The following is a 12,643-nucleotide window of genomic DNA, read 5'->3' as shown; positions in this document are numbered from 1 at the left end:
TCTCGCAGAAATGTAAAACCACTAAGCATCCTTAAACTTTAATACAGCGTTATCTTGCCTTAACATCTCTTTACAAAAACAAACCCGCCGCATAAGCTGTCATTACAATGGCTTTTTGTATTTTTACCGCCTCATTGTAATTATGGAAAATAAACCCATAGCCCGTACGCTTCGTTTACTCTCGCAACTCATGGAACTCCATGAGGCTAATCCGTTCAAGATCAAATCGGTAGCCAATGCAGCTTTTAAGGTTGACAAACTCCCTTTCCCCGTCGCCGGTAAAAAACTGGATGAACTGGAAAAGATTGATGGCATAGGTAAAAGCATAGCCGGCAAAGTGGCCGAACTGCTTGAAACCGGTACCATGACCGAACTGCAGGACCTGCTTGATCAAACCCCTGCCGGTGTGGTTGAAATGATGGGCATTAAAGGCATCGGCCCAAAAAAGGTAGCTGTCATCTGGAAAGAACTTGGCATTGAAAACACTGGTGAGCTTTTTTATGCCTGCAATGAAAACCGCCTGATCGAGGCTAAAGGTTTCGGACTGAAAACACAGGAGGAAATTCGCAAGGCTATTGAGTTCAGGATGGCGAGCAACGGCAAATTTCTTTTTGCCCAAGTTGAAAAGGAAGCCAACGAACTGATGGACGAGGTAAAAGCCATTTTCCCTGATGCGCTGAAACATTTTGCCGGCGAATTCAGGCGTTTGAATGAAATCATTACTGAAATTGTGATTGTGGTAGGCAGTCTTAACCACGATGTGGCCTACGATGCGCTGGTAAATTCCACCATACTTTGTAACGTAAGCAAAAATAAAAATCATATCCAGGGCGAACTGCAAAATGGTTTGCTGGTTGATATTGTTTGTGTTGATAAGGCTGATTATTACAGGGAGCTATTCATTAATACCGGTACTGACGACCATGTACAGACCGTTTTCGACAGAATCAGTGTACCTGTCGAACAGCCCGAAACTGAAGAATTGATCTACACCAAAGCAGGTTTAAGCTGGATGCAACCCGAACTGCGCGAGGGTACCCTGTTTATTGAAAAAGCCGAAAAGAACGAGCTGCCAACATTAATCAACTGGCACGATCTTAAAGGCACACTCCACAACCACAGCACATGGAGCGACGGCGTAAACAGTATTGAAGAAATGGCCCTATACTGCCGGGATATCCTGAAACTGGAATACCTGGGCATGTGCGACCATAGCAAGAGCGCTTTTTATGCTAAAGGCCTAAGTATTGAACGGGTATTACAGCAGCACGAAGAGATAGATGCCCTGAACAAAAAGCTCGACGGTTTCCACATTTTTAAAGGTATCGAATCGGATATTTTGTATGATGGCTCGCTTGATTACCCGGAAGAGATCCTGCAAAAGTTTGATTTCATTGTGGCTTCGGTGCACTCTATCCTTAAAATGGATGAAGAAAAAGCTACTTCAAGGCTCATTACCGCCATTGAAAACCCTTATACAACTATATTAGGACACCCTACCGGCAGGCTTTTGCTGAGCCGCAGTGGTTACCCTATCAACTATAAAAAAGTGATAGATGCCTGCGCAGCCAACAACGTAGCTATCGAGATCAACGCCAACCCATTGCGGCTCGACCTCGACTGGCGCTGGCACCAATATGCTTTGGATAAAGGCGTGATGCTGTCCATAAACCCCGATGCCCACCGCATTGAGGGCTTTACAGATATGCATTACGGCATCCTTGCGGCCCGTAAAGGCGGCTTATATAAAGAAATGTGTATGAATGCCATGTCGCTGGCAGAAATCACGAAGGCGTTTGCGAAGAAAAGAGGTTAGTGATTAGAGATCAGAGGTTGGAGATCGGAAATTAGAAAAAAAGCTGCGATCAAATAATGACCTAATGACGCAATGAAATAATGACAAAATTAGATGAACCTAAAAGATAAAGTACAATCCATACATGCAGCGGCACACAAACCGGCTATACTGGTTATTGGCGACCTGATGGTTGATCATTATATATGGGGCAATGCTACCCGCCTTTCGCCCGAGGCCCCTGTACCTATTGTAAACGTTAAAAACGAAACCACTACATTAGGTGGTGCCGGTAATGTGGTTCAAAACCTGGTATCATTAGGTGCAAAAGTTATTGTTGCAGGCATAATTGGAAATGACCAGGCTGCGGGTGAACTGATCAAAATCCTGACCGACGAAGGTGTTGAAACGGATACCATCATTAAAGATAACAACCGCCCTACCACAGTAAAAACCCGCGTTGTTGTAGGCAGCCATCAACTGGTACGTGTTGACCGCGAAATTACCGACGAAGTATCAGATACTATTGCCAACGACCTCATCGGCAAGCTGAGCAGCTACATTGATGGTGCCGATATGGTACTTTTATCTGACTATAACAAAGGCCTGTTTTCGCCGTTCTTAACCCAAGGCATTATCAGGGCGGCAAATGCTAAAGGTAAAAAAGTAATTATCGACCCAAAAGGGCTCAATTACGAAAAATACAAAGGCGCTTTTATTATCAAACCCAACCGCAAAGAATTGTCTGAAGCTGCTAAAACGGAGAAGATCAACTCGATAGAAAGCCTGCAACAGGCCGGTAAGGTAATTTTTGAACAAACCGGGACCCGATATATAGTAGTTACCTTATCCGAAGAGGGCATGGTAATACTAAGCGAAGAGGGTTATCAAAGTTTACCGGTAAAGGCAACCGAAGTATTTGATGTAACAGGTGCCGGCGATACTGTGCTGGCTACTATGGCATACTTTATGGCAGGGGGCTTGAATATTGAGGATGCATGCGAACTGGCTAATCATGCCGCTGCTATAGTGATTCGCCGCGTGGGCAGCGCAACAACTACCGTAGATGAAATAATTGAAGACATATTAAAAGGCGAAAGGTAGATCTGTAGGTTAAAGGCGAAAGGTAAAAGGCAAAAGGTTAGAAGCCTCCTTATCCATCATCCTGACCAATGAACAAATGAACCAGTGAACGAATGAACGAAAAGATATTAAACGAACTAAAAGATCACCAGGATACGCTGCAAAAGGTAATTGATACGCTTGGTGGTGATATTGAGATAGCCTGTGATATGATCACATCAACCATAAAGAACGGTAATAAAGTGCTACTGGCTGGTAATGGCGGCAGCGCTGCTGATGCGCAGCACATTGCTGCGGAGCTTACAGGTCGTTATGTAAAAGATCGTAAGCCTTTGCCGGGCATCGCTTTAACAGTTGATACTTCTGCGCTTACTTCTATCGCTAACGATTATGGCTATGAGCATGTGTTTTCGCGCCAGCTGGAGGCATTTGCCAGGCCGGGCGACTTGTTTATCGGTATTTCAACCAGTGGAAACAGTCCGGGGATATTGGCTGCCTTTGAGTCGGCTAAAAAATTGGAGGTTAAAACTTTAGGACTTTCGGGCAGGGATGGCGGTAAAATGAACGGACTTTGCGAGCTGAACATCATCGTGCCATCAAACATTACCGCGCGCATCCAGGAAATGCATATTCTTATCGGGCATATCCTGTGTACCGCCGTTGATGGGCTGTTTGATTAAATAATACCGTATAGACGCATCACATGCGTCTTTCTAAATAAAATACAGAGACGCATGTGATGCGTCTATACAGAAAAAATAAATGAGAACCGGCTTCGAAAAAACCCTTCTTGATAAAATAACCGACCTGCAATCACTGCAAATACAGATCAAAAGCTGGCAGGCCGAAGATAAAAAGGTGGTGTTCACCAATGGCGTTTTTGACCTGCTGCACATAGGCCATCTCACCTACCTGGCCAAAGCGGCCGAGCTTGGTGATAAGCTGGTGATTGGCCTTAATGCCGATAGCTCGGTAAGACGTATCAAAGGCCCAACGCGCCCGGTGAATGATCAAAACAGTCGCGCAGCCCTGTTGGCGGCGTTGTTTTTTGTAGACGCCATTGTTGTTTTTGAAGAAGATACCCCACTTAATCTGATCAGCGCCCTTCTGCCCGATATCCTGGTAAAAGGTGCCGATTACGCAGTTGAAAACATTGTGGGCGCTAAAGAAGTGATAGCAAACGGAGGCGAGGTTAAAACCATTAATTTTGTTGAAGGGTACTCATCCACCTCAATAATTGAAAAAATCAGGAACCAGATTTCCTGAGCACCGATAATGGCATGAAGATATTAGTGATCCGCTTTAGTTCGATGGGTGATATAATTTATACCACACCTGTTGTTCGCTGCCTCAAAAAGCAGGTCCCCAATGCCGAGGTTCACTTTTTAACCAAACCGGCCTTTAAATATATTTACGATAACAACCCTTATGTTGATAAGTTGCTGTTACTAAAACCCTCCTTAACAGACACAATTAACGACATCAAGGACGAAAAGTATGATCAGATCATCGATCTGCATAACAATCTCCGCACAGGCATCATCAAGCTTTGTACAGGCATTAAAGCATCAACCTATAAAAAGCAGCCGATTTTGAAATGGCTGAGTTTAAAGTTGAAACGCAACCTGGTAAGTAAAGAACACCTGGTTGACAGGTATTTAAAAGCCGTTAAATTTTTAGGTGTGGTTAATGACGACAAGCCTATTGACTATTATATCAAAGCCGAACATGATTTAACCAAATTGCTTCCAGTTAGCCATCAACATGGCTACATTGCATTTGTGATAGGTGCCACCCATTTTACCAAACGAATGCCCAATTACAAGATCATCAGCATTTGCAGGCAGCTTAATTTACCTGTTTTGTTATTGGGCGGTAACGATGTAAAAGCAAATGGCGATGAAATAGCTGCGGCAGTTGGTGCTTCAGTTTACAATGCCTGCGGAGTAACATCGCTTGATGAGTCGGTTTTCCTGGTGTCAAAGGCGCAAAGCCTCATTGGTTTTGATACCGGCCTCACCCATATTGCCGAAGCGTTTAATGTGCCTATAGCCTCGGTTTGGGGTGGCACCACACCCGATCTGCTGGGGGTTTGGCCTTATAAAGTAAAAGAAGTGCTGGTTGCAGGTATTGATCTCACTTGTCGTCCCTGTTCAAAATTCGGGCTTGAAAAATGTCCGCTTGGGCATTTTAAATGTATGAATGATATGCCGGAAGCAGGTATCGTAAATTTCTCCAATCGATAATTTCGACCATAAACATTTAATTGCCCCGGTAAAAAATGAAGAGGACTTTTGTCCGTCTTTTATTATAAGGACAAGCTGTTGCTTCTCCTTATTTATTTAGTATTATTGGAAACTTATTAGAAATGTTTCACGTTATATTCACAAAACCATAACACTATAAACCGATCGCTAACCCGTTTAAAATCATGAAAAAGTTATTATTAATACGTCACGCAAAAGCTACCCATGAAAGCGGTTATGTTGATTTTGACCGGCCTTTAAAACAATCGGGCTTGCAGGATGCGGTTTTAATGGCCACCCTTTTAAAAGGACAATTACAAATACCTCAAATTATAATAACCAGTCCGGCGCTTCGTACCAAAACTACGGCCGAAATTTTTGCCAATCAGTTTAAATTACAGGCTCCGGGGGAAGACAAAAGAATTTACGAAGCCAGCGAAAACACGTGGGTTAAAGTAGTTAATGGCCTGCCCGATAAATATGATTATATAGGCGTAGTTGGTCATAACCCGGGCATTAGCCAAATACTATATTACCTCACCAGCCAGTTAAAAGAAATGCCTACCTGCGCCGTAGCCATCATTACTTTTGAAAACGATACATGGCAATCCATCAGCGAAGAGGATGGGAAGCTGACGCATTTTGATTCACCGAAGGGGTAGTTGGAGGAAGTCAGAAAGTCAGCGAAGTCGGCAAGTCCGGAAGTAAGGATTATCAGACCATAAGTTGACGACGGCTTTAATTTTCAACTTTTTGAATTTTCACCTTCAATCTTCCTGACTTCCCAGGCATTTGGGCTTCTGTCTTTCGGACTTCCCGACATTCGGATTTTCAGACTTCTTACAACCTTCAATCTTTCGGACTTCCCAACATTCGGACTTTCCGACTTATTACAAGCTTCAATTTACCCGATACATTTTCCCCGGCAGTGAGCTGATATATCCCTGCATTTCCATATTAAGCAGGTTCATGGCCAGTTGGCTCATAGGCATATTAGCCCTTAAAGTAAGGTCATCTATGGCAAGCGGCGTTTTATTTTGCTGCAGGATCTCCATGATCAGCCGTTCATCTGCCGACAGATCAAAAGGCAGCATAAATTGTTCAACAGGTTTATTGGCATCGTTCTTTTCCCAGCCAAGACTAAAAGCCAGATCGGCAGTACAGGTTAGCAAACTTGCTTTATTATTGCGGATCAGGAAGTTACATCCTTCAGAAAATTCATCACCCAATCTGCCTGGAAAAGCAAAAACATCCCGGTTATAGGAATTGGCAATTTCGGCCGTGATGAGCGCACCTCCTTTTATACTGGCTTCAATCACCACTATTGCATCGGCAATACCGGCAACTATACGGTTTCGCTGCGGAAAATTTTCCCTGTCGGGATTGGTGCCCGAAGGATATTCGGATAATAAGCCGCCGTTTTCGAGCATTTTATCGGCAGTGGCGCGGTTTTGAGCAGGATAGAGCCTGTCGAGCCCGTGGCCAAGTACACCAATGGTTGGCAAGTTTAGCTTTACGCATTCTTTATGTGCTGCTACATCAATACCATGTGCCAAACCACTTACTATTAATACATTATATTGCTGTAATTCCTCAACCAGCTGGCGGCATAATTGCCTGCCGTAATCGGTAGCATTCCGGGTGCCCACTATACTAACAATGTGGGGCGGGTTCAGATCCATTTTCCCTTTTGCATAAAGCAACACCGGCGAATCGTGACAGTTTTTTAAGCGTTTGGGATAACGGGCATCTGTGTAAAAAATAACATCGATATTGTGATCGCCTACAAACTTCAGCTCCTTTTCGGCCTGCTTCAAAGCATCGTCAAAGTCCCATTTTACAGCGCGCTTTTCACCTATCCCCGGGATCCTGGTCATTTTTTCGGGCGATGCGTTAAACACTTCTTCCACGCTGCCGAGATATGCGATCAGGGACTTAGCCGCTACGGGCCCGAGGTTTTTAACAAAAGATAAAGCTACTTTATGGAGTAATGACATTGGGTTTAGACCTGCAGATTATAGCCTTGCAAATTATAAATATTCGGGCGATTTTCAAGCAGAACCTAACGTTTTATGCACACTATATCATCGAACTAAGCACCACATTCAAAGTAACCGAACACACCCCCCTTTATCTATCTGCACATTGGGCCTATCATCTGCAGACCGAATAAAAAACTACAAAAATAGTTTGCAAACTATAAAAATAGTTCTACCTTTATCTAACTATAAAAATAGTTTACCATGCATATCAAAGAACTAACCAAAGCCGAAGAGCAGGTAATGCAAATACTTTGGCAGCTGAAGGAAGCCATTGTTAAAGATATTATTGAGGAAATGCCGGAGCCCAAGCCCGCTTACAACACGGTATCAACCGTAGTAAGGGTACTGGAAGGCAAGGGTTTTATCGACCATAAAGCGTACGGCAATTCGCATGTTTACTTCCCCCTTATCAGCGATGCCGAGTATAAAAAATTCACCTTTGATAAGATGATGAAAAACTATTTCAGCAATTCGTATCAAAGCCTGGTATCTTTTATTGTAGATGAAAAGAAGATCAGCGTAAAAGAGCTGGACGAATTGACTTCATTAATTGACAAACTAAAAAACGAAAAACAATGAACTGGCTGCATTACCTCCTCGAGGCAAATTTGTACCTGTGTGTATTTTATGCCGGATACTGCCTGTTTTTAAATAAAGAGACACACTACACCTTAAACCGTGTATACCTATTGCTAAGCTGCGTGGTTTCATTTGTTTTGCCCGTAATGCAAATTGGCTGGTTAAAACCGGTTGAAGCTACAACAAAAACAATTGTTATCATTCCGCAAACGGGCTACCAAACAACAGCGCAAAAGCTTGCAGTGCATCCGGCGTTAACCTTTAACGATGTTTTGATTTATGCCTATATCCTCGGTATGATAGCACTTACCATGGTGCTCTTTGTCAGGCTTTATCAATTGGCCAAATTGACAAAGGCTACTAAAACCCTGGTTGATGATAAGTATAAGCTAATTAACATAGAGGGATCAAACACTGCCTTTTCCTTTTTTAACTACCTTTTCGTCGGCACAAAAACAGAGGCCAATAATATCATTATCAGGCATGAACTGGTGCACATCCGGCAAAAACATTCGGCTGATATTGTTTTCCTGGAGCTGATCAAAATCATTAACTGGTTTAATCCTTTCATTTATTTACTGCAGATAAGCCTGAAAACCTTACATGAATATATAGCCGATGAGCAAACGGCTGCGCATGAAAGTGATGCCCTTACCTATTCATCATTTTTGGTAAGCAATGCTTACGGACTTAACGGTTCGCCCCTGGCGCATTCATTTTTCAATTATAACTTATTAAAAAAGAGGATAATTATGTTAAATCAAAAACGTTCGGGGAAATTAGCCAGGCTAAAATACCTCATGGCCGTACCCATATGCGCCGGCCTGCTTTGCGCATCAACCCTGGTATTCAGTAAAACTTACGGCTTTATCGATCTGATGCCTCAACAGGAAGTTGCTAATAAAAAACTGGCCAGTACGCATACAGCCCCCGCTGACACTGTAAAAGTAGATCCAGTCCGAATAAAAAAAGCAGATGTTACCGCCAAAGGTTATAAGTACGAGGAAACCGGGTATCTTGTTAACAAAAAAACCGATTTCAGGGTGATCATTACCGAAAAGAACGGGGAGCAAAAAGAATATTATAAAAGCAAAGTTACCCCGGAAGAACTGGCTACACTGAAAACTAAATACGGCTATACATTTCCTAAAATGTTAATTTACCCAAAACTTCCGCCACCGCCACCTGCTCCACCTGCTAATGGCAAAAAACCAAAAGTTACTAACGTAAAGCTCCCTCCACCGCCCCCACCGGCTAATCCGGAAAAAATAAAAAAGGCACCAAAAGTGGTAAAAGTTCAGGAGGCTGTACCTGTAGGTAACCCTGTAGCCCCGGTGCAGCCTTCGGCTTCAGTGCAATTACCTCCTCCACCGCCCCCTGCCGATCCAATGAACCCGCTTTACAAATACATAGCCAAACATGTAAGGTACCCAGCTGCAGCACGCAATAATCGTATTACAGGCCAGGTAACTGTGGGTTTTAAGCTAAACAACGGAAAAATAAACGGGGTTAAAGTACTCAAAACTGTTGACCCGCAAATAGATAAAGAGGTAGCAAAGGTAGTGAGTGATTTTGATGAAAAGCTCGACGGCTTAAACCAGGGCGATTATACCCTTACCGTAGCTCTTAAGCTGATAGATTCGCACGATAAATATATAGCTAACAATATTGATAAAGAAAAAAGCCAGGTTGTTGTGGTTGGATATGTAGAATAAACTATTCTTCTATCTTTTTCAACTAAATTCATTGCCGATCGGCCTAAAACCGTCCCGGCAATTTTCTGCGTAAAGTAAACTCCTCGTTTTTAAAATATACTTTTTTTCAAATAGTTAAATATTTTTTAGTATATCCAAAAGTTTGTAACTTAGTAATATATCCAATAAAATTTTAACCAAACAAGGCAAACCTATCCAAATACGCTTTGTTTAATTTATACCAATTACACTTCCTGAACCTTACCGTTAACCTGATTTTGTTCATTTTTAAACTTTATAATATGAAAAAGTTCGGTATCATTTTAGCAATTGTAGGCATTGTGGTGCTCATTGCCGGCAACTTCTTTTATCACCATACTATCAACGCTGTGGATAGTTCCGGCAGTTCAATTATCACCTTAGGAGTAAACGGCGGATGGACTTTTAAACTGCCTGTTTTTGCGGGCGGTGTCATGTTTTTCCTGGGATTTGTTTTCTGGGCAGCATCACGTACCGACAACCAGCATCATGATCATTTGATATAGAAGTTAAACTGCATTTTATAAATGATTTCTCGTAAGGCGCGAAGGCGTAAAGTGATTTACTTTAACGCATTTGCGTCTTTATGTACATATTATAACCAGAAAAGGTGAAGTAAAAATGGATTACTCCTTCACATATATCACTTGTTTTGTTTCGAAAAACTCTTCTTTAAAGTAATCTTTCAGATGATATTGGGCAACTTTTAAACCCGATTCTTTGATCTCCTGCTCCAAATCGCCGCCCTTTAAATACAGGATGCCATTGAGTAATTTGTTGTTCGATTGCTTATTGAATTTACCCCTTACCCAGGGATAAAAATCCTTTAACTGGGTAACAGCGCGTGATACTACAAAGTCAAATCTATCCGTAATTTGTTCGGCCCGCAGGTGTGATGCTTTTACATTTTTTAGGCCCAAGGCAGCGGCTACCTCGGTAACAACTTTGATTTTTTTGCCTATCGAATCAACCAAATGAAACTGTGTTTGGGGGAATAAAATAGCCAGCGGAATACCCGGGAAGCCGCCACCGGTACCCACATCAAGCACACTTTCGCCTGGTAAAAAAGCCATAACTTTGGCAATCCCAAGCGAGTGGAGCACGTGACGTTCAAATAAAAGATCAATATCTTTGCGGGAAATTACGTTGATCTGGCTGTTCCAGTGTTCATATAAGGCGGGCAATTTTTCAAATTGCTCACGCTGTCCGGCACTTAAATCAGGAAAATATTGTAGAATTATTTCAGATGTCATCCCTGTTAAAACGGTTAATAATATTGCCAAGCAGGTACCTCGCCCTAAACAATTGAGCCTTTACCGTCCCTAACGGGAGATCGAGCTGCTGGGCTATTTCTTCGTACGAAAGCTCATCAAAATAGCGTAAAGTGATCAGGTTCCTGTAACGCGTGGGGAGGCTTTCAATTAATGATTTCAGCTCCTGCGTTTGTTGTTTTTTGATAGATGTTTCTTCAGGATTGAGGATATCTGCTTTAATTTGCAGCGGTTTTTCATCCCCTTCATCGTCCATCATACCATGAATTGACATGGTACTCAGCTTCTTCTTCCGGATAAAATCAATGCAATTATTAGTTGCTACCCTGAAAAGCCAGGTGCTAAAAGCAAAATCAGGCTGGTATTTTTCAAGCTTTTCAAATGCCTTGGCAAACGTTTCAACCGTTAGGTCCATCGCATCTTCTTTGTTGTTTACCATCTTTAGCACCATGAAGTAAATTGAATCTTTATAACGGTGCATCAAATCGGCATAGGCTTTTTGATCTCCTTGCCTGGCCTTCACTACCAGGTGAAAATCATTCTTTGCGTTCTCGGTAAAGTTGGCGTTTATTTCCATTGAGTAGTTTTTAAAAAGGTACCGATCAATCCAAAAACATTTAAATACGTATAATATAATAGGTCAAAAAAGGGGAGATACCACCAAAGGTCTTTACCATTAAGCTTTTTAAATATACGATTATAAATGGCCATTTGTAATATCAACCTAAAAATGCACAAACCTAATGCCAGTAACGGCTCATATCTCAAAATAAGGAATAATATTAATAAAATATAGAATATAAACCCACTAACTGCATCAAAACTAAGCATACGCCTGTGCTGGTTTTTATACAGTTTACCCACTCCCATATGTCGTTTTTTTTGTTTAAACCACGATTTAAAAGTTGTTTTAGCCTCTGTAAAAATAAACGACTCAGGGTTCAATTCAATAACGGTATTATCCTCAGTAGCATGCTGATTAACAAACAGGTCATCATCTCCGGATATCACATGCATATGTGATGCAAAACCTTTGGCGCTAAAAAATAATGCTTTTGTATAAGCCAGGTTACGGCCAATACCCATATAAGGATCGCCGGTTAACGCGCCCGACAGGTAATTTGTTGCTGTTTTTATGGTTTCAAAGCGGGTAAAAGCATTGATAAAGCCACCTGTTTTATAATAAGGAGAGTACCCTAAAACTATTTGCACACCGCTTGTAAAATTGGCTGCCATACGGCTTATCCAATTTTCGGAGGCCGGCTTACAATCGGCATCCGTAAATAAAAGGTGCTCATTTTTTGAGGCCTTGATGCCTAAGGTAAGGGCAAACTTTTTACCGGTTTTAAAGCGGTCATGCTCGGTTATGGTAACAACTTTCAGGTGGGGGTATTTTTTTTGCATGGCTTCCAGCACCTCATCGGAGGCATCAAAAGAGCAATCATTGATAACAACTACCTCAAAATCGGGATAGTTTTGCTCCAGTATGAAGGGCAGGTTTTCCTCTAAATTACGTGCTTCGTTGCGGGCACTGATAATAACAGAAACGGGGATCAGGACCCGGGGAGGCGGCCCTTCGGTTGGTTTATAGCCTGCAAGGCGGGTATGCCTGCTTACCAGGTAATATAGCTGAACTATAAAACAAAGCTGAAAAAGAATAAAAAGCGCGTCGTGTAAGTACGTTTCCAAACAAAAAAAATAATGAGGCAAATTTGTTAAAAATCAATGAAATTAAGGCTCAATATCAGCGTTAATTTGAAGTTTAATGTACTCTTATTTAATCCCCCTTAAAATAAAAGTACTTTAATTAACATGGTTTTAATATTCAGCACGTTTATAAATAGCTTTTATCCTGCCGCCGCCTTGGAAAGGGCGGGCATGAGGGTTTTTTTTG

13 protein-coding genes are annotated in these 12,643 nt (G+C 42.0%); 9 read left to right on the top strand and 4 right to left on the bottom strand.

The genetic code is table 11. The features are described 5' to 3' along the window. Window positions 1-142: 142 nt before the first annotated feature. From SNE26_RS04430 to SNE26_RS04405, 6 genes are all read left to right on the top strand, one after another. Window positions 143-1,816: a helix-hairpin-helix domain-containing protein gene (locus SNE26_RS04430; RefSeq protein WP_321558163.1), complete on the top strand. Its 1,674-nt coding sequence runs from the start codon at window positions 143-145 to the stop codon at window positions 1,814-1,816. A gap of 93 nt (window positions 1,817-1,909) precedes the next feature. Then, window positions 1,910-2,899 (top strand): D-glycero-beta-D-manno-heptose-7-phosphate kinase, encoded by a 990-nt coding sequence (rfaE1, locus tag SNE26_RS04425; RefSeq protein ID WP_321558162.1) that lies wholly within the window; start codon window positions 1,910-1,912, stop codon window positions 2,897-2,899. 92 nt (window positions 2,900-2,991) lie between these two features. Continuing rightward, a complete protein-coding gene (locus SNE26_RS04420; RefSeq protein WP_321558161.1) occupies window positions 2,992-3,558 on the top strand; it encodes a D-sedoheptulose 7-phosphate isomerase in 567 nt (188 codons plus the stop codon). An 82-nt stretch (window positions 3,559-3,640) separates the two neighbouring features. Further along, window positions 3,641-4,144 (top strand): D-glycero-beta-D-manno-heptose 1-phosphate adenylyltransferase, encoded by a 504-nt coding sequence (gene rfaE2 / locus SNE26_RS04415; protein WP_321558160.1) that lies wholly within the window; start codon window positions 3,641-3,643, stop codon window positions 4,142-4,144. 14 nt (window positions 4,145-4,158) lie between these two features. Next, window positions 4,159-5,124 (top strand): glycosyltransferase family 9 protein, encoded by a 966-nt coding sequence (locus SNE26_RS04410; RefSeq protein ID WP_321558159.1) that lies wholly within the window; start codon window positions 4,159-4,161, stop codon window positions 5,122-5,124. 185 nt (window positions 5,125-5,309) lie between these two features. After that, window positions 5,310-5,786: a histidine phosphatase family protein gene (locus SNE26_RS04405; RefSeq protein ID WP_321558158.1), complete on the top strand. Its 477-nt coding sequence runs from the start codon at window positions 5,310-5,312 to the stop codon at window positions 5,784-5,786. A gap of 237 nt (window positions 5,787-6,023) precedes the next feature. Here the strand turns inward: SNE26_RS04405 and dprA are convergent, their stop codons facing one another. Further along, on the bottom strand, window positions 6,024-7,121 hold the full coding sequence (dprA, locus tag SNE26_RS04400) for a DNA-processing protein DprA (protein ID WP_321558157.1): 1,098 nt from the start codon (window positions 7,119-7,121) through the stop codon (window positions 6,024-6,026). A gap of 246 nt (window positions 7,122-7,367) precedes the next feature. Here dprA and SNE26_RS04395 point away from each other — a divergent pair, with 246 nt between their 5' ends. The 3 genes from SNE26_RS04395 to SNE26_RS04385 all read left to right on the top strand — a co-directional run bounded on the left by SNE26_RS04395 (window position 7,368) and on the right by SNE26_RS04385 (window position 9,984). Beyond that, a complete protein-coding gene (locus tag SNE26_RS04395; RefSeq protein WP_091210684.1) occupies window positions 7,368-7,745 on the top strand; it encodes a BlaI/MecI/CopY family transcriptional regulator in 378 nt (125 codons plus the stop codon). Continuing rightward, on the top strand, window positions 7,742-9,460 hold the full coding sequence (locus SNE26_RS04390; protein WP_321558156.1) for a M56 family metallopeptidase: 1,719 nt from the start codon (window positions 7,742-7,744) through the stop codon (window positions 9,458-9,460). Before SNE26_RS04395 ends, SNE26_RS04390 begins: the two co-directional genes overlap by 4 nt. 281 nt (window positions 9,461-9,741) lie before the next feature. Then, on the top strand, window positions 9,742-9,984 hold the full coding sequence (locus SNE26_RS04385; RefSeq protein ID WP_321558155.1) for a hypothetical protein: 243 nt from the start codon (window positions 9,742-9,744) through the stop codon (window positions 9,982-9,984). Between the two features lie 120 nt (window positions 9,985-10,104). On the opposite strand, the gene rsmG is transcribed toward SNE26_RS04385, so the two are convergent. The 3 genes from rsmG to SNE26_RS04370 are packed head-to-tail and all read right to left on the bottom strand — an operon-like array spanning window position 10,105 to window position 12,438. After that, window positions 10,105-10,731: a 16S rRNA (guanine(527)-N(7))-methyltransferase RsmG gene (gene rsmG, locus SNE26_RS04380; protein ID WP_321558154.1), complete on the bottom strand. Its 627-nt coding sequence runs from the start codon at window positions 10,729-10,731 to the stop codon at window positions 10,105-10,107. Beyond that, complete coding sequence (locus tag SNE26_RS04375) at window positions 10,721-11,326, bottom strand: sigma-70 family RNA polymerase sigma factor (protein WP_321558153.1); 606 nt, start codon at window positions 11,324-11,326, stop codon at window positions 10,721-10,723. Before SNE26_RS04375 ends, rsmG begins: the two co-directional genes overlap by 11 nt. Further along, window positions 11,317-12,438 carry a glycosyltransferase gene (locus tag SNE26_RS04370; RefSeq protein WP_321558152.1) on the bottom strand — a complete coding sequence of 374 codons (1,122 nt, stop codon included), beginning with the start codon at window positions 12,436-12,438 and terminating at the stop codon, window positions 11,317-11,319. The genes SNE26_RS04375 and SNE26_RS04370 overlap by 10 nt, the downstream gene beginning before the upstream one ends. Window positions 12,439-12,643 lie beyond the last annotated feature (205 nt).

The organism is Mucilaginibacter sp. cycad4 (assembly GCF_034263275.1).
In the GTDB taxonomy this organism is placed as follows: Bacteria; Bacteroidota; Bacteroidia; order Sphingobacteriales; family Sphingobacteriaceae; genus Mucilaginibacter.
This window is presented reverse-complemented; position numbering and strand designations above follow the sequence as displayed.